23 protein-coding genes are annotated in these 26,456 nt (G+C 60.1%); 9 read left to right on the forward strand and 14 right to left on the reverse strand.

All coding sequences use genetic code 11. The features are described from left to right. The first annotated feature begins 162 nt into the window (after positions 1-162). Positions 163-1,068, forward strand: a complete 906-nt coding sequence (locus GIW28_RS10100) for a cation diffusion facilitator family transporter (protein ID WP_170040310.1) — start codon at positions 163-165, stop codon at positions 1,066-1,068. A 102-nt stretch (positions 1,069-1,170) separates the two neighbouring features. Here GIW28_RS10100 and GIW28_RS10105 read toward each other — a convergent pair whose 3' ends face one another. The 5 genes from GIW28_RS10105 to ureE form a co-directional block, all read right to left on the reverse strand. Further along, positions 1,171-2,280 (reverse strand): AGE family epimerase/isomerase, encoded by a 1,110-nt coding sequence (locus GIW28_RS10105; protein ID WP_017136798.1) that lies wholly within the window; start codon positions 2,278-2,280, stop codon positions 1,171-1,173. 171 nt (positions 2,281-2,451) lie between these two features. Beyond that, complete coding sequence (locus GIW28_RS10110) at positions 2,452-3,024, reverse strand: HupE/UreJ family protein (protein ID WP_017136797.1); 573 nt, start codon at positions 3,022-3,024, stop codon at positions 2,452-2,454. Between the two features lie 23 nt (positions 3,025-3,047). Continuing rightward, positions 3,048-3,662 (reverse strand): urease accessory protein UreG, encoded by a 615-nt coding sequence (gene ureG, locus GIW28_RS10115; RefSeq protein WP_017136796.1) that lies wholly within the window; start codon positions 3,660-3,662, stop codon positions 3,048-3,050. Between the two features lie 9 nt (positions 3,663-3,671). Beyond that, positions 3,672-4,346: an urease accessory protein UreF gene (locus GIW28_RS10120; RefSeq protein WP_099548109.1), complete on the reverse strand. Its 675-nt coding sequence runs from the start codon at positions 4,344-4,346 to the stop codon at positions 3,672-3,674. Then, positions 4,343-4,843: an urease accessory protein UreE gene (ureE, locus tag GIW28_RS10125; RefSeq protein WP_017136794.1), complete on the reverse strand. Its 501-nt coding sequence runs from the start codon at positions 4,841-4,843 to the stop codon at positions 4,343-4,345. Before ureE ends, GIW28_RS10120 begins: the two co-directional genes overlap by 4 nt. 339 nt (positions 4,844-5,182) lie before the next feature. Here ureE and GIW28_RS10130 point away from each other — a divergent pair, with 339 nt between their 5' ends. Then, positions 5,183-5,671, forward strand: coding sequence for a C40 family peptidase (locus GIW28_RS10130; protein WP_017136793.1), 489 nt, complete (start codon positions 5,183-5,185; stop codon positions 5,669-5,671). Between the two features lie 6 nt (positions 5,672-5,677). Here the strand turns inward: GIW28_RS10130 and GIW28_RS10135 are convergent, their stop codons facing one another. Further along, positions 5,678-6,310 (reverse strand): TetR family transcriptional regulator, encoded by a 633-nt coding sequence (locus GIW28_RS10135; RefSeq protein ID WP_017136792.1) that lies wholly within the window; start codon positions 6,308-6,310, stop codon positions 5,678-5,680. Between the two features lie 164 nt (positions 6,311-6,474). Beyond that, positions 6,475-6,885, reverse strand: a complete 411-nt coding sequence (locus tag GIW28_RS10140) for a hypothetical protein (RefSeq protein ID WP_099548110.1) — start codon at positions 6,883-6,885, stop codon at positions 6,475-6,477. Between the two features lie 346 nt (positions 6,886-7,231). Between GIW28_RS10140 and GIW28_RS10145 the strand changes: the two genes are divergently transcribed. Beyond that, on the forward strand, positions 7,232-9,298 hold the full coding sequence (locus tag GIW28_RS10145; protein WP_236447306.1) for an AsmA family protein: 2,067 nt from the start codon (positions 7,232-7,234) through the stop codon (positions 9,296-9,298). A gap of 204 nt (positions 9,299-9,502) precedes the next feature. Here the strand turns inward: GIW28_RS10145 and GIW28_RS10150 are convergent, their stop codons facing one another. Further along, the gene (locus GIW28_RS10150) at positions 9,503-10,033 is read right to left on the reverse strand and encodes a ferritin-like domain-containing protein (protein WP_017136789.1); all 531 of its coding nucleotides are present in this window, start codon (positions 10,031-10,033) and stop codon (positions 9,503-9,505) included. A gap of 201 nt (positions 10,034-10,234) precedes the next feature. Between GIW28_RS10150 and GIW28_RS10155 the strand changes: the two genes are divergently transcribed. After that, positions 10,235-11,125 (forward strand): esterase/lipase family protein, encoded by an 891-nt coding sequence (locus GIW28_RS10155; RefSeq protein ID WP_170040318.1) that lies wholly within the window; start codon positions 10,235-10,237, stop codon positions 11,123-11,125. A 113-nt stretch (positions 11,126-11,238) separates the two neighbouring features. On the opposite strand, the gene GIW28_RS10160 is transcribed toward GIW28_RS10155, so the two are convergent. Further along, positions 11,239-12,126 (reverse strand): DMT family transporter, encoded by an 888-nt coding sequence (locus GIW28_RS10160; protein ID WP_138449247.1) that lies wholly within the window; start codon positions 12,124-12,126, stop codon positions 11,239-11,241. A gap of 98 nt (positions 12,127-12,224) precedes the next feature. Between GIW28_RS10160 and GIW28_RS10165 the strand changes: the two genes are divergently transcribed. The 3 genes from GIW28_RS10165 (at position 12,225) to GIW28_RS10175 (ending at position 14,593) form a co-directional block, all read left to right on the forward strand. Next, positions 12,225-13,013 carry an AraC family transcriptional regulator gene (locus tag GIW28_RS10165; RefSeq protein WP_017136786.1) on the forward strand — a complete coding sequence of 263 codons (789 nt, stop codon included), beginning with the start codon at positions 12,225-12,227 and terminating at the stop codon, positions 13,011-13,013. Between the two features lie 72 nt (positions 13,014-13,085). Next, positions 13,086-13,388 (forward strand): PsiF family protein, encoded by a 303-nt coding sequence (locus tag GIW28_RS10170; protein ID WP_017136785.1) that lies wholly within the window; start codon positions 13,086-13,088, stop codon positions 13,386-13,388. 191 nt (positions 13,389-13,579) lie between these two features. Further along, the gene (locus GIW28_RS10175) at positions 13,580-14,593 is read left to right on the forward strand and encodes an AI-2E family transporter (RefSeq protein ID WP_017136784.1); all 1,014 of its coding nucleotides are present in this window, start codon (positions 13,580-13,582) and stop codon (positions 14,591-14,593) included. Between the two features lie 123 nt (positions 14,594-14,716). On the opposite strand, the gene GIW28_RS10180 is transcribed toward GIW28_RS10175, so the two are convergent. Beyond that, positions 14,717-15,991, reverse strand: coding sequence for an Hsp70 family protein (locus GIW28_RS10180; protein ID WP_099548114.1), 1,275 nt, complete (start codon positions 15,989-15,991; stop codon positions 14,717-14,719). 238 nt (positions 15,992-16,229) lie between these two features. On the opposite strand from GIW28_RS10180, the gene GIW28_RS10185 reads away from it, so the two are divergent. After that, positions 16,230-17,168 carry a DnaJ C-terminal domain-containing protein gene (locus GIW28_RS10185; protein WP_017136782.1) on the forward strand — a complete coding sequence of 313 codons (939 nt, stop codon included), beginning with the start codon at positions 16,230-16,232 and terminating at the stop codon, positions 17,166-17,168. Positions 17,169-17,271: 103 nt separating this feature from the next. After that, a complete protein-coding gene (locus tag GIW28_RS10190; protein ID WP_236446307.1) occupies positions 17,272-23,286 on the forward strand; it encodes an NEL-type E3 ubiquitin ligase domain-containing protein in 6,015 nt (2,004 codons plus the stop codon). Here GIW28_RS10190 and ureC read toward each other — a convergent pair. From ureC to GIW28_RS10210, 4 genes are all read right to left on the reverse strand, one after another. Next, positions 23,283-24,983 (reverse strand): urease subunit alpha, encoded by a 1,701-nt coding sequence (ureC, locus tag GIW28_RS10195; protein ID WP_169986499.1) that lies wholly within the window; start codon positions 24,981-24,983, stop codon positions 23,283-23,285. The genes GIW28_RS10190 and ureC overlap by 4 nt on opposite strands. A gap of 113 nt (positions 24,984-25,096) precedes the next feature. After that, positions 25,097-25,402 (reverse strand): urease subunit beta, encoded by a 306-nt coding sequence (locus tag GIW28_RS10200; protein ID WP_099548117.1) that lies wholly within the window; start codon positions 25,400-25,402, stop codon positions 25,097-25,099. Further along, on the reverse strand, positions 25,399-25,932 hold the full coding sequence (locus GIW28_RS10205; protein ID WP_099548118.1) for a GNAT family N-acetyltransferase: 534 nt from the start codon (positions 25,930-25,932) through the stop codon (positions 25,399-25,401). The genes GIW28_RS10200 and GIW28_RS10205 overlap by 4 nt, the downstream gene beginning before the upstream one ends. Positions 25,933-25,937: 5 nt before the next feature. Continuing rightward, on the reverse strand, positions 25,938-26,450 hold the full coding sequence (locus tag GIW28_RS10210; RefSeq protein ID WP_017136778.1) for a GNAT family N-acetyltransferase: 513 nt from the start codon (positions 26,448-26,450) through the stop codon (positions 25,938-25,940). Between the last annotated feature and the right edge of the window lie 6 nt (positions 26,451-26,456).

Consider the following 26,456-nt stretch of genomic DNA (forward strand, 5'->3'; position numbering starts at 1 on the left):
ATCTTAGGGCCGCTTCGCGCCCCAACGGGAGCAAGCTCCCTCGCCACAAGGTTTTCCAGTGTCTCAGAAGGCGTCAAATCGGCCAAAACAGGACATAAGGTACACTCCACTCCTGAAAACCCCTCCGCACTGTGCGGTTTAAAGGTTTTGACGGGAGGAAATGTGAGTAACCGAGGTGAGCAGGCACTGCTCAAACAATCGACGATTCTGATGTTCGCGGTCGCGATCGCCGGGATTGTCACGGGTGTGATATCTGGCGCCCAGTCCATTCTGTTCGACGGCTTTTTCTCGCTGATCGCCACCGCCATCAAGGTGTTGATGCTGATCACGGCCAAGCTGATCGCCAAGAAAAGCAACGAGCGCTTCCAGTTCGGCTACTGGCACCTGGAGCCGATGGTGCTGCTGATCGAAGGCAGCTTCCTGTTGTTGATCGCGATCTACGCGTTTCTCAACGGTGTGTTCGGCATCATCAATGGCGGGCGTGAGATTGAGTTGGGACTGGTGATCGTCTACGCGGCAGTGTTTACCGTGGTTGAGTTTGCCTACTTCTTCTACGTGCGCTATCGCAATCGCAAGCTCAAATCTTCACTGATCCAGTTCGACAACATCAGTTGGCTGGTGGACGCGATGCTGTCGGTGGGCTTGCTGATCAGCTTCCTCGCTGCGCTGTTGCTCAAGTCCCAGGGCTATGGCGAGTGGGCGGTGTATGTCGACCCATTGATCCTGATTCTGCTGGCCCTGAGCATGCTGGCGCCGGCGTTCAAGATCCTGCGCCCGGCGTTGCGTGAGGTGCTGGGCATTGCCCCGGACCACTTGGATGACAAAGTGCGCGAAGTGATGGATGCCGCCCAGGCCAAGCACGGTTTTGATGACTACGTGTCTTACGTGCAAAAGCACGGGCGGGCGCGGTTTATCGAGATTCATGTGGTGTTGCCGGCCAATTACCCGGTAGATAACGTGGCGACGCTTGATGGGCTGCGCGAGGAGATATCCACAGGGTTGGGTACGCCGGATGCGGCGCGCTGGCTGACGATCAGTTTTACTGGGGATCGCAAGTGGATTGCATGACAGTCAGGTAGACCGCTATCGCAGGCAAGCCAGCTCCCACATTTGACTGTGTTCACACATCAAAATGTGGGAGCTGGCTTGCCTGCGATGAGGCACTAAAGGTCAACCCAGATGCTGGATCAGCCCCTGATAGCAAGTCGCCAAGTGATACGGTGTAGTCGACGGCATATCCCGCCGGCTCACTGCGCCCTTGGCATCCAGGCACTCATGCCAGCCTTTCTCATGCAAAAAGTTCTGTTGCAGCGCCAGCAATTGGCGTTGCAACACCGCTTCACTGCCCGGCCGCAAGGTCAGCGCCCGCAGGTATTCAGCCTGTGCCCAGATCCGTTGCGTGCCGTCGCGCACGCTGCCATCCAGCGCGAGCATGCCGCTGACCGCGCCACTTAACTTATCCACACCCTTAAGCTCTGCATAGGCAAATGCCCGCGTCAGCGAGGCATGCAAGGGTGTGCCGCGCAGTACCTCTGAAGAGTCGAGCAAAAAGAACCACTCGAACTGGTGTCCTGGCTCAAACCAGTTATCCACAGCGCCCAGCGGTTTTTCCATCATCACGCCGTGCTGGCGGTCGATGAAGCGCTTCTGCAGGGCGGTGGCGAGGTCCAGCAACGCATCCTGGGTGATCGCGTCTTCACGCACGGCCAGGGTGGCGAGGAAACCTTCGGCCAGGTGCATCAGTGGGTTTTGCAGTGGGCCGGACTTGAGCGATGACCAGTTGCGCTCCAATACGGCTTCGTACAGGCCGTCGCCGGTGGCGAAACGTTCGGCGACCACGGCCAGGGCCGCATCGAGTACCGACTCCACCAACGGCTCGCGTACTTTGGCCCAATAGTGGGCGCAGGCGAAGATGATGAAAGCGTGGGTGTAGAGGTCCTTGCGCTTGTCCAGCGGTTTGCCGTGGGCGTCGATGCTGTAAAACCAACCGCCGTGTTCGGCATCATGAAAATGCCGTTGCAGCGAACGAAACAGCGCCGCTGCACGCTCTTCGGCAAACGCTGCACCCGGCTCGCCGATCAGGCTGGCGAACAGGTACAACTGCCGGGCGCAGGCCATGGCGCGGTAGCGTTGCGGGGGCAATGGCTGGTGATTGGCGTCCACGGCCTCGTAGGGCAACGCCAAGTCGGCGTTCCAGCCCGGGCCTTGCCACAGCGGCACGATCAGGGTGTGGAAGTGCGTGAGCACGGCATTCAAGGAAGGTTGGGAAGCGATGGGCATCGGCTGGCGTCGTCACGGCAGAGGTGTAGGCGCGCATGGTAGCAGGCTTGAGTTCTGTGGTGTTTGTGCCACCGCCATCGCAGGCAAGCCAGCTCCCACCTTTGGATCTGTGAACACAGTCAAAGGTGGGAGCTGGCTTGCCTGCGATGGGTGCCTCAGCAGCGACGCAAATCAGCCCGCCAGCAACCAAACCCCGGTTGCCGCCGAAGCTGCCCCGGCAACCCGTACCAGCGGCGCCGCAGCAGCCGGCAGGAAACGCACCACCGCATACCCGGCAGCATGCAGCGCCGCCGTCGCGGCCACAAAGCCGGCCGCATACGCCCACGGGCTGGACATGTCCGGCAGCTCCAGGCCGTGCGCCACGCCGTGGAACAGCGCAAACAACGCCGTCGCCGCCACCGCCACAAACAACGGCGGCCGCACTGCCAGCGCTACCGCCAAGCCCAGCGCCAGTACCGAGGCAGCAATCCCGCTTTCCAGCGCCGGCAGTTCCAGGCCTTCAAAGCCGAGCAGGCCGCCCACCAGCATGGTGCCGACAAACGCGCAAGGCAGTGCCCAGCGCGCTTTGCCTTGTTGCTGCGCGGCCCACAACCCGACTGCGACCATGGCCAGTAAATGATCAATACCGCCCAATGGGTGGCTGATACCGGCCACCAGACCATTATCGCCATGCCCGGGGTGAGCGAAGGCAAGGGCCGGTGCCAGCAGCAGGGCGGCGGTTGCAAGAATTTTGTTGAGTCCCATACAGGCTCCTTTTGGGGGTGTGATCAGGCTGCAGTCAGCAAACCCTGACGTTCGATAAAGGCGACGATTTCATCCAGGCCGATGCCGGTTTTCTGGTTGCTGAACACAAAGGGCTTACCGTTGCGCATGCGTGTGGTGTCGCTGTTCATCAGTTCCAGCGAGGCGCCGACCAGGGGCGCCAGGTCGATCTTGTTGATGACCAGCAAGTCGGATTTGCAAATACCGGGCCCGCCCTTGCGCGGCAGCTTGTCACCGGCAGACACATCGATCACGTAGATGGTCAGGTCTGACAGTTCCGGGCTGAACGTGGCCGACAAGTTGTCGCCGCCGGACTCCACCAGGATCAGGTCCAGGCCGGGGAAGCGGCGGTTGAGTTGGTCCACCGCTTCGAGGTTGATCGAGGCATCTTCACGAATCGCCGTGTGCGGGCAGCCGCCGGTTTCCACGCCGATGATGCGCTCGGGCGCCAGTGCCTGGTTGCGCACCAGAAAATCCGCGTCTTCGCGGGTGTAGATATCGTTGGTGACCACCGCTAGGTTGTAGCGGTCGCGCAGCGCCAGGCACAGCGCCAGGGTCAGGGCGGTCTTGCCGGAGCCCACTGGGCCGCCGATGCCGACACGCAAAGGTTGTGTGTTCATGTAGGTCTCCTAGGAACGGAACAGGCGGCTGTATTGGCGCTCATGGGCCATACACGCCAGGGACAGGCCGAACGCGGCGCTGCCGAAATGGGGAGGGTCGATGCGTGCCGCGTCCTGCTGGGCTTGTTGCAACAGGGGCAGCAATTGGCTGGTCAGGCGTTGGGCGGCTTGCTGGCCCAGCGGCAGGGTTTTCATCAGCACCGCCAATTGGTTTTCCAGCCAGCTCCACAGCCACGCGGCCAGGGCGTCATCGGGGTTGATATGCCAAGCGCGGGCGGCCAAAGCCCAGCCCAGGGCCAGGTGGGGTTCATCACGTTGGGCCAGAAAGTGGCGCGCGGCGTCGTCCAGCTCCGGTAAACCGTTGAGCAGCTGTTGCAGGGAATAGCCCATTTGGCGACTTTCCTGATACAGCTCGCGGGTCTCGCGGCTGGCGCGGTGCTCTTCGCACAGCTGCGCCAAATGCGGCCAATCCTGTTCGGCGGCGGCGCGGCAATGGGCGAGCAACAGCGGCGCTTCAAAACGGGCGAGGTTGAGCAGCAACTGGTCGCTGATCCAGCGCCGGGCGCTGGCTGCATCATTGACGCGGCCGTTATCCACCGCCATCTCCAGGCCTTGGGAATAGCTGTAGCCACCAATCGGCAATTGCGGACTGGCCAGACGCAACAGCGCCCAGGCTGGGTTCATAGACGCACGCCGAACTGGTGCAGTTTGGGCGGGTAATTGAAGTCTTCATCGCCATGACGCGAATGATGATGGCCACCGCCATAGGCACCGTGTTCCGGCTGGAACGGAGCCTCGAGGGTTTGCGTGGTGGCGCCGAGCTGTTCGAGCATGGCTTTGAGTACGTAGTCATCGAGCAGGCGCAGCCAGCCGTCGCCGACTTGCAAGGCCACATGGCGGTTGCCGAGGTGATACGCCGCGCGGGTCAGTTCAAAGGCGTTGCTGCAGGTCACGTGCAGCAGCTGTTCAGGGCGGGCGACCACGCGTACCACGCGCCCGTCTTCCGCTTGCAGGCATTCGCCATCGTGCAGCGGCGGCTGGCCACGCTCCAGAAACAGGCCGACGTCTTCGCCGTCGGCACTGAAACAGCGCAGGCGGCTTTTGCTGCGGGCTTCGAAGTTCAGCAGCAGTTCGGCGGCCCAGAGGGCTTGGGGGGCGATTCGGCGGTGGATCACCAGCATCAGGAGGCTTCCAGCTATGAGCGATAAATGAGCTAGAGCAAGGGGCTTGCCAACCGTGTGTATGGGCGGGAAATCCCTGTAGGCAAGCACGGACATGCCACCGAATAGGGCGTCAGCCAATGGCGGTAGCGCTTCAAATTGGTGCGCTATTGGATTTATAGCACTGGATGGGGGCGCTTTTCGTTGAGAACCGTTGCGTGAAGGATGAAATTTCCTTCACCTGTTTCGCACTGGATTTTTCTCGGATTTGTCCTACGTGATTGAAGGATTTGCCGTTCAAAAAGTTACGCGCTGTTTCATTACGATGTGCGCCGTGTTTAATCCTCTGCGACGCCGATCATGTTCAAAGTATTTTTGGTTTCACTTATTCTCAGCTTGTCCTGCGCCGTCATACCGGCCTCTGCCAATTTAAAAGCGCCTGTGGCCTTCGAACCCTCCGCCACCATCGACAACGTGATCGATCGTGCCCATGAGTTGCTCGGCACGCCGTATAAAAGCGGCGGTACCAAGGTTAACCAGGGGTTTGATTGCAGCAGCTTCCTGGTCTACCTGTTCAAGACCGAAGCCAATATCCGCCTGCCGCGCACCACCACAGAAATGCATCGATCAAGCGCCGCGACTGTTCAGCGCGAGGCGCTCAAGCCCGGCGACGCGGTATTTTTCAAAGGCAATGGGCGCGGACAGGTCAGCCATGTCGGCCTTTATATCGGCAAGGGCAAATTCATCCACTCGCCCAGCACCGGCAAACGCGTGCGTATCGATTCATTGAGCAACAGCTACTGGAAAAAGCACTACACCACCGCCAAGCGCTTCCACACGGCGGGCTGACCGGGCTTATTCGGTGCTGCCCAGCCCTTGCCAATGCTTGAGGCCGATAAAGATAAAGCGCAGTTGCTGGGTGATTTTCGCCTGGGGCGTAAGGTGGGCAGGCAGGGCCTGGGCCGGTGGGTCGATGATGTCGGGCAGGGTGGCGAACACACTCTTGACGATCAGGTCGGCCATCACATGTAAGCCGTCGGCATCCAGGTGCTGGAGCTTGGGCATCAACGTAAGGTCGGCAGCCAAGTCGCTGGTGATGTCTTCACGCAGCGCCCCGATGGCTTGGCGCACGGCCAGGCAGCCACCGTATTGCTCGCGGGCCAGGAACAGGAATTGCGAACGGTTGGCTGAAACCACGTCCAGAAAGATCCGCACGGAGGCATCAATGATGCCGCCCATCACGAACTCGTTGTGACGGACCAGGCGAATGGTGGCGCGGAAGGTCTGGCCGACTTCACTGACCAGCACGAGCCCCAGCTGGTCCATATCCTCAAAGTGACGATAGAACCCGGTCGGTACAATCCCGGCGGTCTTGGCCACTTCGCGCAGGCTCAGGCTGCCGAACCCACGGCCACACTCCATCAGATGGCGGGCTGCGTCCATCAAGGCGAGGCGGGTCTGTTGCTTCTGTTCGGCGCGGGGCAGCATTGGCGGGCGGGCTTTGTCGGCAAGTACAGCGACGCACTCTAGCAAAACAGCTTCAGCTACGTCGAACTTGGCGGGGTGTTGGGGTGTGATGCAGTTCAGATAAGCGTCAGATAAAAGCAAAAGCCCGATCTTCAGATCGGGCTTTTTTCTCGGCCACCACGGGGTTAGCTCTGTGCTTGATGCAGTTCTTGCAGACGGTCAGCACCGCCTTCAACAACGCCTTCGGTGTAAGCGCGTTTGTGGGCTTGCTCAGCACCGCCTTCTACCAGGCCTTTTTGTTCCAGGCGATCACGGCCACCTTCAGCAACGCCTTCGGTGTAAGCACGTTTGTTGGCTTGTTCAGCGCCACCTTCTACCAGGCCTTTCTCTTCCAGGCGGTTGCGACCGTTTTCAGCAACGGCGCCTTTGGCGTAGTCACGGTTTTCGTCTTCTTGCGAACCGCTGCGGGCCAGGGTCTGGCTCGACTGAACGGCTTGAGCTTTGTTCTGTGGGGTAGCTTGTTCAGCGGCTGGCAGGGCAAATGCGCTGGAAGCCAGGACCGACAGCAGAACAGTAGCGAGTATTTGGCGTTTCATGATGGGTTGCTCCTTGGGAGGGCGATAAAGTGGGTACAGGGCTAATGTTACTCTCGAGAAGTCGATATAAAAGTTCATAAACACAATGGTAATAATCAACAGAATTGATTGTTCCCCGCAGAGGCTCTAGAACGCGCCTCTCAAGCCCGCGCTTTTGCACCGTGGTGGGTATTTTCGACACGAACCTGGGTAACAATGGTGCGCTGTCGATGATGAAAACTGTCTTGTCGATCAGGAATGTGGCTTTTTGCGACTAAATCGCTGATCGGGTTAAACCCCCCGGCGGTTTGCCAGTCGTAGCCTTATAAGCTTTAGTTTTGCTATCTGTGTTGAGGAGTCCTGTGCAATGACGCGCACTCGTAAAATCGTGTTTTGGAGCTGCGCCAGCTTCGCTGTGTTAATCGCTATCGTGGTCTTGGTGCTGGTGTTCTTTGATTGGAACCGCATCAAGCCGCCGCTCAATGCCAAGGTCTCCGAAGAATTGCATCGCCCGTTTGCCATTAATGGCAACCTCGCCGTGGTGTGGGCGCGCGAGGCCGATGAAGGCGGTTGGCGTGCCTGGGTGCCGTGGCCGCATGTGATTGCCGAAGACCTGACCCTGGGCAACCCGGACTGGTCAAAAAAACCGCAGATGGTCACGCTCAAACGCGTTGAGCTGCGCATCTCGCCCCTGGCGCTGTTGGCTCAGCGCGTGGTGATCCCGCGTATCGACCTCACCGAGCCAAGCGCCGACTTGCAGCGCCTTGCCGACGGTCGCGCCAACTGGACCTTCAAGTTCGACCCCAAAGACCCCAACGCCGAGCCTTCCAGCTGGGTGGTGGACATCGGCTCCATCGGTTTCGACAAGGGCCACGTGACCCTCGACGACCAAACCCTCAAGACCCAGTTGGATGTGATCATCGACCTGCTTGGCAAGCCGATTCCCTTCGGTGAAATCGTCGGCGACGCGGATGCCAAGAAGGCCCTGGAAAAAGGCTCGGCGCCGCAGGACTACGCATTCGGCCTCAAGGTCAAAGGCCAGTACCACGGCCAGAAACTCGATGGCACCGGCAAGATAGGCGGGCTGTTGGCCTTGCAGGACGCGGCCAAGCCGTTCCCGCTGCAAGCGCAAGTGAAAATCGCCGACACCAGCATCGCACTGGCCGGCACCCTGACCGATCCGCTGAACCTTGGCGCCCTGGACCTGCGGTTGAAACTGTCCGGTAGTAGCCTGGGCAACCTTTACCCGCTGACCGGCGTGACGCTGCCCGATTCTCCGGCCTATTCCACCGACGGCCATCTGATCGCCAAGCTGCATGAGGCCAGCGGCGCGTCATTCACCTATGAAAACTTCAACGGCAAGATCGGCAACAGTGATATCCACGGCAACCTCAACTACGTCGCCAGCCAGCCACGCCCCAAGCTCAGCGGTACGCTGGTGTCCAACCAACTGCTGATGACCGACCTTGCACCGTTGATCGGTGCCGACTCCAACGCCAAACAGAAGGCCCGTGGTGGCGAGAGCAAGCAACCGGCGACCAAAGTGCTGCCGGTGGAAGAGTTCCGCACCGAGCGCTGGCGCGACATGGACGCCGATGTGGAATTCACCGGCAAACGTATCGTGCACAGCGCCGACTTGCCGTTCACAGACCTCTACACCCACTTGGTTCTCAACGATGGCGAGCTGAGCCTGCAACCCCTGCGCTTTGGCGTGGCGGGTGGCAAGCTGGATGCGCAGATTCGCTTGAACGGGCGCATCACGCCAATGGAAGGCCGTGCCAGGTTGACTGCACGCAACTTCAAGCTCAAACAGTTGTTCCCGACGTTCGAACCGATGAAGACCAGCTTTGGTGAGCTCAACGGCGACGCTGATATTTCCGGGCGCGGCAACTCCGTGGCGGCCTTGTTGGGCACCTCCAACGGTGACCTGAAAATGCTGATCAATGACGGCGCCATCAGCCGCGGCCTGATGGAAATTGCCGGGCTCAACGTGGGCAACTACGTGGTGGGCCGCTTGTTTGGCGACAAGGAAGTGAAGATCAACTGCGCGGCGGCAGACTTTGGCATCAAGACGGGTTTGGCGACGACGCGGCTGTTTGTGTTCGATACCGAGAACGCGATTATCTATATCGATGGCACGGCGAACATGGCGACCGAGCAGTTGGACTTGACCATCACGCCAGAGTCCAAGGGCTTTCGCTTGTTCTCCCTGCGTTCACCGTTGTACGTCAATGGCCCGTTTATCAAGCCTAATGCGGGTGTAAAGGCCGTGCCGCTGATGTTGCGGGGTGCCGGCATGGTCGCGCTGGGCGTAATCGCCGGCCCGGCTGCCGGGTTGCTGGCGTTGGTCGCTCCGAGCGGTGACGAGCCCAACCAGTGCGCACCGTTGCTGCAACAGATGAAGGAAGGCAAGGCGCCGAAAACCGTTAAGTAAGGCGTCCGCTCCTATAGGGGATGTGACGCAGAGCGTCACTGGATGCATTCCCACGCGGAGCGTGGGAACGATCAGGACCCGGCGCAAAAAAATGTGGGAGCTGGCTTGCCTGCGATAGCGGTGTAACAGTCGATACAGGCACTGACTGTTAGATTGCTATCGCGGGCAAGCCCGCTCCCACATGGGGTTCAGCGGTGAAGCGCGTTACAGGTCCTGCAGAATATCCGCCATGTCATCGGCGTGTTCTTCTTCCTGGGCCAGGATATCTTCGAAGATTCGACGTGTAGTCGGGTCTTTATCACCGATGTACTGGATGATTTCGCGATAGCTGTCCACCGCGATCCGTTCGGCCACCAGGTCTTCGTAGACCATTTCCTTCAGGGTATTGCCGGCCACGTATTGGGCGTGGGAGTTCTTCGACAGCAGGTCGGGGTTGAACTCCGGCTCACCGCCCAACTGCACGATGCGTTCGGCCAGTTTGTCGGCGTGTTCGGCTTCCTGGGTGGCGTGCTCCAGGAACTCATCGGCCGCGACACTGGCTTTCAGGCCGCTGGCCATGAAGTAGTGACGCTTGTAGCGCAACACGCAGACCAGTTCAGTGGCCAGCGACTCATTGAGCAGGCGAATAATTTCCTCACGGTCGGCGTCGTAGCCTTCGGTCACGGCACCGTTCTCGACGTGCTGGCGGGCGCGGCTGCGCAGGGTTGCAACGTCGGTCAAGTTTGCTTGGGTCATCTCAATCTCCTGGTGCTAATCCGGTTTTGCGCCACGCTCTGTCGGCGTGATCACTCCAAGTTGTGAGTCCCGGGCAGCGCAAAAAGTTTTATCGGATTTCACACCGCCTGACCGGACACTTCTAAACGGCACAGTCATGGGGCAGTCATGTCGGGTGGTCTAGGATGGCGTTATCGCTTCCCCTACCAGGATGTCCGCCCTATGCCCGATTCCCTCGCCACGCGTTACCCCCTGGTGCTGGTACCCGGCATGCTGGGCTTTGTGCGCGTAGGCTTTTTCCCTTACTGGTACGGGATTGTCCCGGCGCTGCGGGCGGGTGGGGCGCAGGTATTTGCCGTTCAGGTGGCGCCGCTGGATTCCAGCGAGGTGCGTGGCGAGCAGTTGCTGGTACACATTGCGCAGATTCGTCGCGAGACCGGCGCCGACAAGGTCAACCTGATCGGCCATAGCCAGGGCGCGCTCACCGCGCGTTATGCCGCCGCCAGGCGCCCGGAGTGGGTGGCGTCAGTGACGTCGGTGGCTGGCCCCAACCATGGCTCGGAGCTGGCGGACCATATCCACGCCCATTACCCGGCTGACAGCGTGAAAGGCAGGCTCATGAGCGCGGTGTTTCACCTGGTTGCCTGGGTGATGGGCCTGCTGGAAACCGGCTATCGCGGCCCGCGCTTCAAGGCCGATTTGCAGGCCTCGCACCAATCCCTGACCCGTGACGGTGTGGCCTTGTTTAACCGCCAGTATCCCCAAGGGCTGCCCGAAACCTGGGGCGGGCAGGGCGCCGAGGTGGTCAATGGCGTGCGTTATTACTCGTGGTCCGGCACCTTGCAGCCGGGCAAGACCGATCGTGGGCGCAACCTGCTGGACGGCACGAATCGCAGTTGCCGGTTGTTCGCCCGCAGCTTTGTGCGCGAGAAGGGCCAGTGTGACGGCATGGTCGGGCGCTACAGCTCGCACCTGGGCACGGTCATCGGCGATGACTACGCCCTGGATCACTTCGATATCGTCAACCAATCCTTGGGGTTGGTGGGCAAGGGCGCCGAGCCGATCCGGTTGTTTGTCGAGCATGCGCGGCGGCTGAAGGCGGCTGGGGTTTAACCGGGAGACCGGGTTATCGTTCGTCGCAGGCAAGCCAGCTCCCACAGTTGGCCCCATTCCAAAGTTGGAACCCGGTCGAATGTGGGAGCTGGCTTGCCTGCGATAGCGATCTGTCAGGCGACGCCAACCTCACGGCGTACCGGCGTAATCCAACGCTCCGACAAAATCACCCCACCCAAGGTGAGCAAGCCGCCGACCAAGTGATACATCGCCAGTTTTTCCTTCAGCACCACCGCCGCAATCAATGCGGTAATCAACGGCAGCAAGTTGAAAAACAGTGTGGTGCGGCTTGGCCCCAGGTGTTTCACCGAGTGCATCCACGCCAGTGGCGCCAGCATCGACGCCAGCAGGCACGCGTACAGCACCAGTGGGATATTCGCCCAGCCCAAGCCGGCCTTGGCCGAGAACAGGAACAGCGGAAACAGCACCACCACCGCCACCAGTATCTGCAAATACAGCAACACCAGCGGCGGCAGGCGCAAATGCCATTTTTTCAGCAGGGTGCTGTAGACCGCGTAGGCCAGGGTGGCGAACAGCATCATGGCGTCACCCAGGTTGAGCCCGTGTTGCAGTAACGCGCCGAGGCTGCCGGCTGATACCACTACGACAACGCCTGCGAACGACAGCACTGCGCCGGTCAGCGCGCCGAAGGTGAGGCGTTGGCCGAGGCTGATGATGGCAGCGGTCAGCGACATCAACGGCATCAGCGACAGGATGATGCCCATGTTGGTGGCACTGGTCAGCGTCGCGGCGTAATAGGCCAGGCTTTGATACACCGCCATGCCCAGCACGCCGAGGATGAAGATCTTGCCCAGGTTCGGGCGGATCAGCGCCCAGTTGGCCAGCACCGGCTTGAGCATGAATGGGGTAAACAGCAATGCCGCCAGCAACCAGCGGTAAAAGCCGATTTCTGCGGGGAAGATCGAGCCCACGGCCAGTTTGTTGACCACGGTGTTGCCGGCCCAGATAAAGATGGCCAGCAGGGGGTACGCGTATTGCATCGAAAGAAACCAGGTGTGTTGATGAGCCGCGATTATCCCCCTGTCTGGATAGAAGCCTATACTGCGATCCAGACAACCGACCTTTGTATCCAGACAATATGGCCAGACACACCGTACGCCTCGCGGATTTTCGCAGCCTGCCGAGTCCGGTCTACTTCCGCTACTCCGAATTTGCGCCCGACACCGAGTGTACGCCGCACCGGCATGGCTGGGGCTCGCTGGACTATTCGGCCAATGGCGTGATGCGCATGGAGGTGGCCGGCAGCCGCTTTATGTCGCCTCCGCAGTACGCGGTGTGGATCCCACCCAATACCGAGCACAGCTCCTACAACGCCCAGGCGATTGTGTATCGCTCCGTGGGCCTGGCCCCGGCATTGTGCGCGCAACTCCCGCAGGCGCCGTGCACCTTGGCGATCAGTGACATTCTCAAGGCGATCCTCAGCGATTTTGCCCAGCGTGACGTCAATGTTCCTCAAAGTGAGGCCGATATACGCCTGGCCCAGGTGCTGGTGGACCAGCTCAAACAGGCACCGATGCATGATTGCTTCCTGCCTTACGCGCGCCACCCCGGGCTGCTCGGCGTGCTCGAAGGCATGCAGGCCGACCCTGGCGACAATCGCCCGCTGGCGCAGTGGGCGGAGCAGGTGCATGTGAGTGAGCGCACCTTGGCACGCCAATTTGTGCGCGAGCTGGGCATCAGCTTCGGCGAATGGCGCCAGCGCCTGCGCTATCTTGCCGCCATCGAAGCCCTGGACAGCGACCGCAGCGTGCAACATGTAGCCTTTGACTTGGGTTACAGCACGGCCTCGGCGTTTATCGCCATGTTCCAGCGTCACGCCGGCTGCACCCCGGAGCAGTACCGACGGTCGAATATTCGCGGACGCTGAAGATGTAACAGGTTTTGACTACACTGCTGCGTAGGCCGTGCCCCTTTGGTGCGGTAACAGGGAGAAAACTCCATGAAGATGCTGCGTATTCCGTTGTTGATGATGGGCCTGCTGCTGTGTTCCCAAGGCTTCGCTGCCACAGCCCAGCAAAATAAAATGACCACCTGCAATGCACAAGCGACCACCAAGACGCTCAAAGGTGATGACCGCAAGGCCTTTATGAAGACCTGCCTGTCGGCGCCAGCTGCCAACGATGCCAAGACCCTGACCCCACAGCAGCAGAAAATGAAAGACTGCAATGCCTCGGCGAAAACCAAGGCGTTGGCTGGCGATGCGCGTAAAACCTTTATGAGCACCTGCCTCAAAGGCAGCTAACAACATAGATCCCATGTGGGAGTCGGGCTTGCCCGCGATGCAGACGCCGCGGTGCATCAGCCAGACTGAGGTGATGCCATCGCAGGCAAGCCAGCTCCCACACTGACGGTGTTCGCAATTCAGACCTCTCGCTTGATTCCCTCAAGGCTGGCAGACTGCCCATCCTTTAACGCCGTTCGTTTTGAGGCTGTATGCCAACGTTTTCTCAGCGTCACGTGTTGTTGCTGGTCAGTTGCGTCATCATTTTCGGCGGGCTATTGCTGGTCCTGCCGCTCAAGCTGTTGCCGAGCTTGCTGGCCGGCCTGCTGGTTTATGAACTGGTCAACATGCTTACCCCGCAGTTGCAGCGGCTGATCGAAGGCCGGCGTGCGCGTTGGCTGGCAGTAGCGTTGCTGGGCACCTTGATCGTCAGCGTGTTGACCCTGATCTTTGCCGGCGCCATCAGCTTTCTGCTCCACGAAGCGGAAAACCCCGGGGCTTCCCTGGACAAATTCATGGGCGTGGTCGACCGCGCGCGCGGGCAACTGCCGCCGTTCGTCGACGCCTACCTGCCCGCCAGTGCCGCCGAATTCCGCGTGGCCATCGGCGATTGGCTGAGCAAACACCTGAGCGAGCTGCAACTGGTCGGCAAAGACGCCGCCCACATGTTCGTCACCCTGCTGATCGGCATGGTGCTCGGCGCCATTATCGCCCTGCAGCGAGTGCCCGACCTGACCAAGCGCAAACCCCTGGCGGCCGCGCTGTTCGACCGCCTGCACCTGTTGGTCCAGGCGTTTCGCAATATCGTCTTCGCCCAGATCAAGATTGCCGCGCTCAATACGGCCTTCACTGCGATTTTTCTCGCGGTTGTGTTGCCGCTCTGCGGCATTCACCTGCCTTTGACCAAAACCCTGATCGTGCTGACCTTCCTGGTCGGCCTGCTGCCGGTGATCGGCAACCTGATCTCCAACACCCTGATCACCATCGTCGCGCTGTCGCTGTCGATCTGGGTGGCGGTGGCGGCGTTGGGGTATCTGATCGTGATCCACAAGGTCGAGTACTTCCTCAACGCGCGCATCGTCGGCGGGCAGATCAGTGCCAAATCCTGGGAATTGCTCCTGGCGATGTTGGTGTTTGAAGCCGCATTCGGCCTGCCGGGTGTGGTGGCGGGGCCGATTTATTATGCGTATTTGAAGAGTGAGTTGAAGCTGGCGGGGATGGTTTAACTGGCCCGTTAGCTCGTTCCCACGCTCTGCGTGGGAATGCTGCCCTGGACGCTCTGCGTCCGCTGTTGAAGTCGTGACGCGGAGCGTCACAGGATGCATTCCCACGCGGAGCGTGGGAACGATCTACTCCATTGCGCCGTAACGCTTGCTCGCCTCAATCGCCAGACCGCTGCCGATACTGCCGAAGATATTGCCTTCCACATGCTGTGCATTCGGCAGCATCGCCGAGATGCTGTGGCGCAGCGCCGGAATGCCGCTGGAGCCGCCGGTGAAGAACACCGTGTCCACCTGGGCCACGCTCACCGAGGCATCGTTAAGCAGTTGCGTGACGCTGTTGCGCACACGCTCCAGCAACGCGTCGATGGACGACTCGAACAATGCCCGGCTCAGGTCGACGCTCAGGCCTTTTTCGATGCGGTCCAGGGCCACGTGGCGGCTGTCTTCGTGGGTCAGCTGGATCTTGGTTTCTTCCACTTCCATGGCCAGCCAGTGCCCGGCACGCTGTTCGATCAGCTTGAACAAGCGGTCGATGCCGCCGGTGTCTTCGATGTCGTAGCGCATGCTGCCCAAGGCCAGCTGGGATTTTTGCGAGTACACCGAGTTGATGGTGTGCCAGGTGGCCAGGTTCATGTGGTGGCTGGTGGGCATGTAGGCGCCGCTTTTCATGCGGCTGCCATAGCCGAACAGCGGCATCATGCCTTGCAGGCTCAGCTGTTTGTCGAAGTCGGTACCGCCGATGTGCACGCCGCCGGTGGCGAGGATGTCGCTTTGGCGGTTGTCGTTGTGACGACGGTCCGGCGACAGGCGCACCAGCGAGAAGTCAGACGTACCACCGCCGATGTCGACGATCAGCACCAGCTCTTCTTTCTCGATGGTGGACTCATAGTCAAACGCCGCCGCAATCGGCTCGTACTGGAACGAGATGTCCTTGAAGCCGATCTTGCGCGCCACATCCACCAGCGTGTTTTCAGCTTCCTGGTCGGCCATCGGGTCGTCATCGACGAAGAACACCGGGCGGCCCAGCACCACTTCTTCGAACTCGCGACCGGCGTTGGCTTCGGCGCGGCTCTTGAGCTGGCCGATAAACAGCGCCAGCAGGTCGGTGAACGGCATGGCCGTGCCGAGCACGCTGGTGTCGTGCTTGATCAGCTTGGAACCCAGCAGGCTCTTGAGCGAGCGCATCAGCCGGCCTTCGTAGTTTTCCAGGTATTCGTGCAGCGCCAGGCGACCGTACACCGGGCGGCGCTCCTCGAAGTTGAAGAACACCACCGACGGCAGGGTGATCTTGTCGTCCTCCAGCGCGATAAGCGTCTCCTCGCCGGGGCGGATCCAGCCGACGGTGGAGTTGGACGTGCCGAAGTCGATGCCGCAGGCACGGGCTGGGGATGTGTTGTTCATGTCTTCCAGGTTCCGGTTAAAAAACGGCCGCGCAGTGTATGTCACTCGCGCGCAGATGCGTAGGCCGACTATCCGCTAAATCGTGCTTGAAAGCTGGGTATTTGCCCCCACATCTGTTGCATACGGCTAGCGCCGATAACACTTTGACGCACCCCCAGGCCACACCACTCAACAGGTGCAAAGCAGCGCACGTTGTGCCCCGGGCTGTGCGATCTCGATTAAGGATGGTGAACCGCCGATGGATTTCAAAGACTATTACAAGATTCTGGGTGTCGAGCCGAGCGCCGATGACAAGGAAATCAAGGCCGCCTATCGCAAGCTCGCACGCAAGTATCACCCGGACGTGAGCAAGGAAAAGGACGCCGAAGAGAAATTCAAAGACGCGTCCGAAGCCTATGAGGCGCTCAAAAGCGCCGACAAACGCGCCGAGTACGATGAGCTGCGTAAATACGGCCAGCATGGCCAGCCGTTCCAGGGGCCACCGGGCTGGCAGAGCCGTGGTGGTTATGGCGGTGGCCAGGACACGGGCGACTTCTCGGACTTCTTCAGCTCGATCTTCGGCGCGCGCGGCGACGCCTTTGGCGGCGGCCAGCGCCGTCCTACCGGGCGCAAGGGCCAGGATGTGGAGATGCAACTGAGCGTTTCCCTTGAGGAAACGCTGTCCACCGAGTCCAAGCAGATCAGCTTCCAGGTGCCGCAATACGATGCGTCTGGCCGGCATGTCAGCAATACCGTCAAGAGCCTGAATGTGAAGATTCCGGCCGGTGTGGCCGATGGCGAGCGCATCCGCCTCAAGGGCCAGGGCGCACCGGGTGTGGGCGGTGGTGCCAATGGCGACCTGTACCTGATCATCAAGTTTGCGCCGCACGCCAAGTTCGAGGTGGATGGCGAAAACCTGATCATCAACCTGCCGCTGGCCCCGTGGGAGCTGGCGTTGGGCGCGGAAGTCGCAGTGCCGACCCTTACCGGCAAGATTAACCTCAAGGTGCCGGCCGGCAGCCAGAACGGCCAACGCATGCGCGCAAAGGGCCATGGCTTGTTGAACAAGGCCGGGCAACGCGGTTATCTGTTTATCCAGCTCAAGGCTGTGATGCCTAAGGCTGGAGACGATGAGGTCAAGGCATTGTGGCAGGCGCTGGCTGAAAAGGCCGCTTTCGACCCCCGTGAGCACTTCTGAACGAGCTGACCCGATGAGTTTTCGAGCTTGCTAAATAGTTAGCTCCAGCAAAAAAACGCACTGCATAGGATGACAATCTTTCTCACCACAAGGTTGTCATCCCATGCTCGAACTTCAGGTTATTGCCTCCTCCACGCTCCCGCCCGGTGAACAGGGACAACACTACGAATTAATCAAACAGGCGATCCCGTCCTGCCTGGTCAGCAGTTCACCTGAGCGGCGCCAGGCCCTCAAACAGACCCCCGCGAATATCCCCTCTTGGTACGACGCCACGTCTCAATCGCAGAAGGATCAGCTCAAGACGCTGTTGGAGAGCCGTTGCCACTCCCTGAATGAGCTGGAGAAATCCCTAAGCAAAGTCCAGGCGCTGGAAGCATTCGCCCAGCCGTTATTGGAAGCGGCATTAAAGGCTGCCGGTTATGCGCTGGACGTCAATCAAACCTGGTTGCGCCTGTATGTTCCGGTTGAAGACGCCTTTGGCAAAAAAACCGGCGGTTCCAGGGTCAAGACGTTCTCCTTGCTCAAGGCTGCCCTGGGCAACTTTGAGGCGCGGGAGGCCGAGGACGGTTTTTACGATAGCGTTTCGGGATTTATCACCGAGCCGGATACTCGCGAGCACTTTGAACGCCACACCACGACCCTGAAAATTCATGAGTTCGCCCAGTTATGCCGTGATCTCGATTTGGGGAGTCAATACCAGGCTCACCTCAGGGCGCAGTTGATACCTGATGATGTACGGTCCCGTGCCGAGTTTCGGGATCGCTTCATCCGCCATCAGAAAGATGCCTTCAAGGCGGCGGCGTATCTGGCCTTGCTCAAGGGTGATATCGGTGCCACCGATTACACGTTGCTGATGCGTGTGACGGCTGGCGAAAAGCACATCGTGATCGGCAACCAGCCGGTCGGTTACTGCTGCTTGAGCCTGATGAACCTGCACCTGCATGACTGCCTGATCATCGCCCCATGCGCCAAGCAGCGTTATTCGAGCTGGGTTATCGTCTATATTCCTGACCACCTCGAGCACCCCATCAAGCGTTATGAAACGTTTAATGAGTTTCGCAACGAATTGACTGATCACCTGACCGCGAGCTTCAGCCAGGGTGCCGACCGCTCCAAGGGGGTACAAACCACGCAATACCAGCAGCTTTTTGCCCAGTTTGTAGCCTATAAGGATCGCGCTTACTACTACCGCAGGCTGACCGAACTCGTGGTGGATGCGCCACCGCAACCGTTCGGTTCACAGGCGCTGCGTTCGGAATGGGGGCGTTTACTGACGGCCCCATTCTTTTCCTCCGGCTCGTCGCTGGGGGAGCCGCAACCGACCGTACGCGTTCCGATAAAAGCCCCCGAATTCAATATTCAGGCCATCGAAATCGCTGGCCTCTGGCGGGCTGCGGACTTGTGGGTGTATCGCCATGCCAGTCTGCGCACGCGACTGTTTAACGATGCCCAACACCAGGCCGTGAGCACTGAGGCTGCTGACAAGGCATCGAGTTCAAGGCGTGCAGCCCATTACCTGAGTATCGGCATGTTCGGCCTGAACCTGGTGGGGATGGCCGTGCCACCCTTGGGCCTGGTGATGGCCGGGGTGATGGCCGGTCAGCTGCTTTACGAGGTCTTTGAGGGTGCGGTCGAACTCAGTGAAGGCGACCGCGAGGCAGGTTGGGCGCATGTTACCGACGTGGTGGAAAACCTGGCGACGCTGGCGGCGCAGGCGGTGGCGTTGCGCTTCACAGTGTCCCCCTTCATTGAACGGCTCAAAGCCGTCACGTTGCCCGGCGGCAAGATCCGCCTGTGGAAGCCTGATCTTGCGCCCTATAAGGCGCCTGTCGAGCTGGACACAGGCGCCAAGCCAGACGCTTTGGGCCTTTACTCGCACGACGGCCAGTTGATTTTGCACCATGAGGGTGACCACTATCGAGTTGGGCAGGACCCCGTCACTGGGCAGTATCGCATCCAGCACCCCAGCCGCCCTGGTGCGTATGAGCCGCAGTTGGAGCATAACCATGCTGGCGCCTGGAGCCATGAAATCGAGCAACCGCTGACCTGGGACAAACCGACCCTGATGAGGCGCCTGGGGCTGGAACAGCGTGGGCTTGACTCCGCGACGCTGGAACAAGCCCGTATGGCCAGCGGTGTCGAGGAAGACGTCTTGCGCCAGACCTTTGTTGAGCATGACCCGGTGCCTTTGTTATTGGATGACACGATCCAGCACTTCAAGGCTCATCAGGCACTGACGACGTTTGTCGAGCAATTGAGAAGCAGCGACTCGGCCGTCTATGCCCAGGCGGACCTCACGCTGCTGCTGCAAATCATGCGTCGACGAGGGATGTTGCCTGATGCGCCGCTGCGGGTCATGGACAGCCACAACAGGATTTTGTGGGAGGAGACCTTCGCAGCTGCCCCCAAACGCGTAGTGGTGGTTCGTGACAACCAGTTGGCGAGCGGTGAGTGGCTCAATGAGGTGCTGTTCAGCTTGCAAGGCGTGGACCCCACGCTCCGGGACATCCCTGGCAGTGCCGAAGAGTCGCTGGCGGTGCGGGCCGGCAAGCTGCGTGAACACATCGCCAATGTCGTCGATACCTTTAAGGGCTCGCTGGTCGAAGAGCGCTATCAAGCCTTGAATGCCACGAACGATCCTGATGTGCGCCTGCTCATGGCGACTTACCCCAGGCTGCCAGCGTCGATGGCTACTGAGTTGCTCAGAAGGCTGAGCGTTGAACAGTTGCACACCTTTCGAGATACCGGGTTTCTGCCCCAGGAACGTATTGAGCAGGCGAGGTGGCTTGAGCAGGAAACCCGGGTATCGCGTGCCTATGAAGGCCTGCACCTGGACACTCTGGCAAGCATCGACAGCCAGCGCCTCGCCTTGCGCACTTTGGAAACCTTGCCTGGATGGCAGCGTGGAACGCGGGTGGAGTTGCGTCACTACTCGGCCCAAGGCACGTTGCTGGATGCTATCGGTTCCCCGGATTCAACCACCACCAAGGCCCTGGTGCTCAAGGACAATGGTTTATTCGAGGCGCCCATGCCCAGGGACTTCTTTGGGGCAACCTGGGACCTGTTGTCCACCGCCGAACGCCAGAGCCTCGGGTTCACCGATGCACAGCAGTTGAAGACAGCGATCCAGCAGTCGCCTTTGCCTCGTGAGCCGCTGCGCACGGTGTTGCTGGAGCATCCGGTGCGCAAACCGACGATTGATTCGACGCTGAGATTACTCGGTGGTGGCGGCGGGTCCAGCCGACAGGCGGCCAGTGATGTCGATAGCGATGTCGATTTAATACACGAGAAGGTCACCGATCTGTTCCCTTTGATGGACGAGGAGGCAGTCAATGCGTTTGTCCGCACTTTGGGCGACGACGTCGAGGGTGGGTTGAAACACTGGAAGGCTGAGTTCAAAACGTTTACGAGGGAGTTGGATGCCTGGGTTTACGCCAGTGGGCCGCCGCGTGCTGATGGTTGGGATGCCGATTTTCCCGGTGCGTCCGATATCGCGCGCGAGATCAAGAGTCACTGGCGGCTTATGAGTGAAGGCCCCCTGAAGCTGATGATGAGGGGCGATCTGGAACTACCACTGCTAAGCGTCGACTTCAGCCATGTTGAGGGGCTTGAGATCTACGGTAGCGGCTGGACCGGCAAGACTGATGCTTTCCTTACATCGTTCACCCACGTCAAGCATTTGGCCCTGATCGGTTGCCGGCTTACCGAGTTACCCAGTGCTATCGGTGAAATGCGCTACCTGACTTCGTTGAACCTGACCGGTAATAATCTTGAGTTGACTCCACCAACCAGCCGTATGCTGAGCAACCTCAGCGCCCTTGTCACGCTTGATCTGCGCAGCAACCCGCTGGGTGCTGCCCCCGATGTCAGCGGTATGCCAAATCTGGTGGAGTTGAACCTCAGTAACACGCAGATTGAGCAGTGGCCCTCGGGATTAACCGCACTGACTGGATTGAGACGTGTCGATTTGTCCGAAAACCGCCTGCAGGAGGTTCCACCACAGCATTTGACACCACCGCCTGAGCAGCTTGAAGCGATCGTTCGGACAAACAACGTCGTCATGCTTGAGCACAATAAGTTTCCTGCCGACTATTGGCAGCAGTTCGATCGCTACTGGGAGACCTTGACGCGCACGCGGCCCGAACTTTTGCAAGGCGCCCTTGATGGCGCCTTTGACAGTGGTAATCCCAGGCTCAGGGTCATGCAGGAACTCTATCCCGACAACAGCGTGCAAACTTCTCGGAAGATGATTTGGGCGCTGGGCGAGCGCGCCGATGCAGAGTTGGCCCAGCGTGAGCAGGAATTCAAAGCGTTCAAGCGTCAGTTAAAAGCCTGGAACCTCTCCAACGAGCGTCAGAGTAACGAGCGCGTCGGGCGAAATGAGCGCCTGCTGGAGTTCAACGATCGTGATCGCGCCAGGCAACGCATCATGAGCTGCTGGAGGGCGGGTAATCCCCTCGTTTTGACCAACGACGCCACACTCATCGACGTCGAACTGGACCTCAGTGGGTTGCGCCTGTCGAGCCTGCCCGACCTTGGCGCGAATTTCATTCGCCCGACGTCACTGAAACTGAACCGCCTGAACCTGCGTACGTCACCAGAAGGTTTCCTGGCGCACTGCCAAGGTGTGCGCTGGCTGGACATGTCGGATAACCATTTGTTCGAGTTGCCGCCAGCCGTGGGGAATATGAACGAGTTGGCCCGTTTGTCGCTGCAAAACAACCGAATCCGATTGACTGCCGAGTCGGCTGCCTTACTGTCCTCGCGAGCGACACTCAGTGACTTGATGCTCAATGATAACCCCCTCGGCCTGACGCCGGATTTCAGCCAAATGACGGATTTGCGTACCTTGCAGATGAAAAATACAGGGATTGATACCTGGCCTGCGGGGTTGGTTGAACGAACGAACCTGCTATGGGTAGATCTGAGCCAAAACAGTATTACCACTATCCCGGACTCAGTCATTGCACCGTCGGATGAGCAGTTGGCGCAGACGGAACGCGTGACTCGTGTGACGGATATCGGCGAGAACCCTTTGACCGAGCAAACCCGGCAACAAGTCCGCGAACACAGCCGGCGCCTTGAGGAGGCTGGGCTGATGTCTGAGGTTCTTCCGAACATGCTCCGGTTGACGGCTGATATTGCCCCTAACCGTGTGGCCCCCACAGCTGGCGCGCAGGATCCATTTCTGCGTTGGGCCCAAGGCATGTCCACGCAAGAGGCGAGTAGCAAACGGCCCCTATGGGTGGCGTTGGAGCGCGCTCCGAGGGCTGCCCCGTTTTTCGACATCCTTGAGCGTCTGGAACCGGCGGGTGCCGGCCACGCCGACTTGCAGCGCCGCGTCTGGGAAGTGATCGAAAGTATCACCCAGGACACCGCCGAATCGGAAACCCTGCGCAAGGAACTCCTCGACCTGGCCGGTGAGCCAGGATGTTGCGACCTTGCGGCTTTCTCCTTCAGCAACCTGGAAGTGCGCACAATGGCCTACAAGGCTCGTTTGCAGGCCACGGATCAGACCCAGGGCGTGCAACTGGCAAGGTTATCCAGAGGTTTGTTCCGCCTGCACGAAGTGGACAAGATCGCGTCGGCGGATATCCAGCGCAGCGAAGCCATCGTCAATGACCCCCGCGTGTCGGTAGCCAATAAGGTGCCCCATACCCAGCGCCTGGCCGAAGAGGTTGAGATCCGACTGGCGTATCGTTACGGCCTCAAGGATCGGCTCCAGCTACCGGGGCAGCCGCAGCAGGTCAGGTATATCAACTTGGGCGGCGTGACCGCATCGATGCTTGATACTGCCTTTGATACGATCAAAGCCCTGGATAACTCCGCGCAAGAGCTTCAGGCGCTGCTGTCCAGGGGCTTTTGGCAGGATTACCTGACCGGTAAATACGCCGTGCAATTTGACGCTCTGCGCCATCCCTTGCACGATCAGCTGGCGGACTTGCGGAGCAGGTTTGAATCCAACGCGATCACCGAGGCACTTTATAAGCATCGGTCCGGCGAACTGCAGTTGCAATTGCAGATTAAAGACGCCGCGCTGATCGAGACGCTGACCCGTCAGGAGTTGCTCGATCATCCGCTGGACGTGGCTGAGGGTGTCGGCCCCCGTGCGACCTAAAACAAAAAGTAGCGCTGGGCCATGGGCAATACATCAGCCGGTTCGCACCACAACAACTGGCCGTCGGCCTTGACCTGATAAGTCTGCGGGTCAACCTCGATATCCGGCAGGTAATCGTTGTGGATCAGGTCGGTTTTCTGCACATCGCGGCAGCCCTTTACCACGGCAATCTGCTTTTTTAACCCCAGGGCCTCGGGCAACCCGGCGTCCTGGGCGGCCTGGCTGATGAAGGTCAGGCTGGTGGCGTGCAACGAGCTGCCGAAGCTGGCAAACATCGGGCGATAGTGCACCGGCTGCGGCGTGGGGATCGAGGCGTTGGCGTCACCCATCAGGCTTGAGGCAATCGCGCCGCCCTTGAGGATCAAGGTCGGCTTGATGCCGAAAAACGCCGGGCGCCACAGCACCAGGTCGGCCCACTTGCCCACTTCGATCGAGCCGACGATATGGCTGACGCCGTGGGTGATCGCCGGGTTGATGGTGTACTTGGCGATATAGCGCTTGGCGCGGAAGTTGTCATTGCCCGGGCCGTCGCCGGGCAAAGGGCCGCGCTGCTTTTTCATTTTGTCAGCGGTCTGCCAGGTGCGCGTGATCACTTCGCCGACACGGCCCATGGCCTGGCTGTCGGAGCTGATCATCGAAAACGCGCCGAGGTCGTGCAGGATGTCTTCGGCGGCAATGGTCTCGCGGCGGATGCGGCTTTCGGCGAAGGCCACATCTTCGGCGATGCTCGGGTCCAGGTGATGGCAGACCATCAACATGTCCAGGTGCTCATCGATGGTGTTGCGCGTGAACGGCCGCGTCGGGTTGGTGGAACTGGGCAGCACGTTGGCGAAGCCGCAGGCCTTGATGATGTCCGGCGCGTGGCCGCCACCGGCACCTTCAGTGTGGTAGGTGTGGATGGTGCGACCCTTGAGCGCGGCCAGGGTGGTTTCGACGAAGCCGGATTCGTTAAGGGTGTCGCTGTGAATCGCGACCTGCACGTCGTACTCGTCCGCAACGCTCAGGCAGTTGTCGATGCTGGCGGGTGTGGTGCCCCAGTCTTCGTGCAGCTTCAAACCGATGGCCCCGGCCTTGACCTGCTCGATCAAGGGTTCCGGCAAGCTGGCATTGCCTTTGCCGGTAAAACCGATGTTCATCGGGAACGAATCGCTGGCTTGCAGCATGCGCGCCAGGTGCCACGGGCCGGAGGTGCAGGTGGTGGCGTTGGTGCCGGTCGCAGGGCCGGTGCCGCCGCCGATCATGGTGGTGACGCCGCTGGTCAGCGCTTCTTCGATCTGCTGCGGGCAAATGAAGTGCACGTGGCTGTCGATGCCGCCGGCGGTGAGGATCATGCCTTCACCGGCAATCACCTCGGTGCTGGCGCCGATGGCCATGGTCACGCCGGGCTGGATATCCGGGTTGCCGGCCTTGCCGATCGCATGAATGCGGCCGTTTTTCAGGCCGACGTCGGCCTTGACGATGCCCCAGTGGTCGATGATCAGCGCATTGGTGATCAAGGTGTCGACCACTTCATGGGCGAGCAGTTGGCTCTGGCCCTGGCCGTCGCGGATAACTTTGCCGCCGCCGAATTTGACTTCTTCACCGTAGACGGTGAAGTCCTGTTCGACTTCGACGAACAGGTCGGTGTCGGCCAGGCGGACCTTGTCACCGACGGTGGGGCCGTACATGTCGGCGTAGGCTTGGCGGCTGATCTTCATGTGTGTATGCCCTGAAAAATAGGTGTTGAATGTGATATCGCTATCGCAGGCAAGCCAGCTCCCACAGGGGAACGCATTCCAACTGTGGGAGCTGGCTTGCCTGCGATGAGGCCCTAAAGGTCGCCCATGATCCGTCCGGCAAACCCGAACACCCGCCGCCCCCCGCTCAAATCCACCAACTCGATCTCGCGACTTTGCCCTGGCTCAAACCGCACTGCCGTGCCCGCCGGAATATTCAAACGCATGCCACGGCTGGCGGCGCGATCAAAGGTCAGCGCATCGTTGGTCTCGAAAAAATGGTAGTGCGAGCCCACCTGAATCGGCCGGTCGCCGCTGTTGGCCACGCTGAGGGTGAGGGTGCGCCGGCCGACGTTGAGTTCGATGTCACCAGGCTGGATCTGATATTCACCAGGAATCATGCAGGTTGCCCCAGGGTCTTGAAATAGATGGCGGTCGGGGTGTAGCGCCCGTCCGGGCTTTGGCAGTAGTCGGGCAACTCACCTATCTTGGTGTAGCGCAGCGACTGGTAAAAGGCTTCGGCGCCGGAGCCGGCCTCGGTGTCCAGGTACAGCAGGCCGCGCTTGTGCTGGCGCGCGGCGAGTTCCAGGCTGTTCATCAGCTGTTGGCCCAGGCCATGGCGGCGGGCGCTGCTGTGTACCAGCAACTTTTGCACTTCGGCGCGGTTCAGGCCGTTGGCTTTCAGGCACAGCGCCAGTTGCACGCTGGCGATCACTTGCTCATCGCGTACCACCACCCACAGCAGCAGGCTGCCCTCTTCGATACTTGCCTGCACGCCGCTCAAATAGGTGCGGGCCTGGGCGTCATCGAAGTCAGCCATAAAGCCGATTGAAGCGCCGTGCTTTACCGCGTCCAGCAACAGCTCAATCAAACCCAGGCGGTAGTGGGCAAAACTTTCAGCATTGACTCGACGCAGTTGCGTAGCGCTCATCGATCTCACTCCTTGGGCGGTTCGGCGCCCGGATTCAACGTCAGTTGCATAAAGGTCAGGTCCAGCCAGCGGCCGAACTTGATGCCCACTTGCGGCATTTGCCCGGTGGTGATGAAACCCAGGCGCTCATGCAGGCGAATAGACGCCTGGTTGCCGCTTTCGATAGCCGCGACCATCACGTGCTTGCCGCAGGTTGCGGCGCGCTCGATCAGCGCTTGCATCAGTCGCGGGCCGAGGCCTTTGCCGCGTTGGTCATTGCGCACGTACACCGAGTGCTCAACGCTGTAGCGAAAACCTTCGAACGGGCGCCAATCGCCGAATGAGGCGTAGCCGGTGACTTCATCGTTTTCCACCGCCACCAGAATCGGATAGCCCTGGGTTTGACGCGCAGCGAACCAGGCCTGACGGTTGGCCAGGTCCACCGGTTGCTCGTTCCAGATGGCCGTGGTGTTGAGCACCGCATCGTTGTAGATGTCGCGGATCGCCGGCAGGTCTTGCTCGGTAGCATCACGAATCATGGCTGG

Source organism: Pseudomonas sp. PA-5-4B (assembly GCF_021606215.1).
Classification (GTDB): Bacteria; Pseudomonadota; Gammaproteobacteria; order Pseudomonadales; family Pseudomonadaceae; genus Aquipseudomonas; species Aquipseudomonas edaphica.

What these genes read in the sequence shown, in the direction of transcription:
- GIW28_RS10160 (WP_138449247.1), bottom strand. Translation starts at nt 12,126, where the DNA reads ATGCAATACGCGTACCCCCTGCTGGCCATCTTTATCTGGGCCGGCAAC.
- GIW28_RS10190 (WP_236446307.1), top strand. Translation starts at nt 17,272, where the DNA reads ATGCTCGAACTTCAGGTTATTGCCTCCTCCACGCTCCCGCCCGGTGAA.
- GIW28_RS10180 (WP_099548114.1), bottom strand. Translation starts at nt 15,991, where the DNA reads ATGAACAACACATCCCCAGCCCGTGCCTGCGGCATCGACTTCGGCACG.
- ureE (WP_017136794.1), bottom strand. Translation starts at nt 4,843, where the DNA reads ATGCTGGTGATCCACCGCCGAATCGCCCCCCAAGCCCTCTGGGCCGCC.
- GIW28_RS10205 (WP_099548118.1), bottom strand. Translation starts at nt 25,932, where the DNA reads ATGAGCGCTACGCAACTGCGTCGAGTCAATGCTGAAAGTTTTGCCCAC.
- GIW28_RS10210 (WP_017136778.1), bottom strand. Translation starts at nt 26,450, where the DNA reads ATGATTCGTGATGCTACCGAGCAAGACCTGCCGGCGATCCGCGACATC.
- GIW28_RS10120 (WP_099548109.1), bottom strand. Translation starts at nt 4,346, where the DNA reads ATGAACCCAGCCTGGGCGCTGTTGCGTCTGGCCAGTCCGCAATTGCCG.
- ureC (WP_169986499.1), bottom strand. Translation starts at nt 24,983, where the DNA reads ATGAAGATCAGCCGCCAAGCCTACGCCGACATGTACGGCCCCACCGTC.
- GIW28_RS10110 (WP_017136797.1), bottom strand. Translation starts at nt 3,024, where the DNA reads ATGGGACTCAACAAAATTCTTGCAACCGCCGCCCTGCTGCTGGCACCG.
- GIW28_RS10140 (WP_099548110.1), bottom strand. Translation starts at nt 6,885, where the DNA reads ATGAAACGCCAAATACTCGCTACTGTTCTGCTGTCGGTCCTGGCTTCC.
- GIW28_RS10135 (WP_017136792.1), bottom strand. Translation starts at nt 6,310, where the DNA reads ATGCTGCCCCGCGCCGAACAGAAGCAACAGACCCGCCTCGCCTTGATG.
- GIW28_RS10170 (WP_017136785.1), top strand. Translation starts at nt 13,086, where the DNA reads ATGAAGATGCTGCGTATTCCGTTGTTGATGATGGGCCTGCTGCTGTGT.
- GIW28_RS10150 (WP_017136789.1), bottom strand. Translation starts at nt 10,033, where the DNA reads ATGACCCAAGCAAACTTGACCGACGTTGCAACCCTGCGCAGCCGCGCC.
- GIW28_RS10145 (WP_236447306.1), top strand. Translation starts at nt 7,232, where the DNA reads ATGACGCGCACTCGTAAAATCGTGTTTTGGAGCTGCGCCAGCTTCGCT.
- GIW28_RS10130 (WP_017136793.1), top strand. Translation starts at nt 5,183, where the DNA reads ATGTTCAAAGTATTTTTGGTTTCACTTATTCTCAGCTTGTCCTGCGCC.
- GIW28_RS10165 (WP_017136786.1), top strand. Translation starts at nt 12,225, where the DNA reads ATGGCCAGACACACCGTACGCCTCGCGGATTTTCGCAGCCTGCCGAGT.
- GIW28_RS10185 (WP_017136782.1), top strand. Translation starts at nt 16,230, where the DNA reads ATGGATTTCAAAGACTATTACAAGATTCTGGGTGTCGAGCCGAGCGCC.
- GIW28_RS10200 (WP_099548117.1), bottom strand. Translation starts at nt 25,402, where the DNA reads ATGATTCCTGGTGAATATCAGATCCAGCCTGGTGACATCGAACTCAAC.
- GIW28_RS10175 (WP_017136784.1), top strand. Translation starts at nt 13,580, where the DNA reads ATGCCAACGTTTTCTCAGCGTCACGTGTTGTTGCTGGTCAGTTGCGTC.
- GIW28_RS10155 (WP_170040318.1), top strand. Translation starts at nt 10,235, where the DNA reads ATGCCCGATTCCCTCGCCACGCGTTACCCCCTGGTGCTGGTACCCGGC.
- ureG (WP_017136796.1), bottom strand. Translation starts at nt 3,662, where the DNA reads ATGAACACACAACCTTTGCGTGTCGGCATCGGCGGCCCAGTGGGCTCC.
- GIW28_RS10105 (WP_017136798.1), bottom strand. Translation starts at nt 2,280, where the DNA reads ATGCCCATCGCTTCCCAACCTTCCTTGAATGCCGTGCTCACGCACTTC.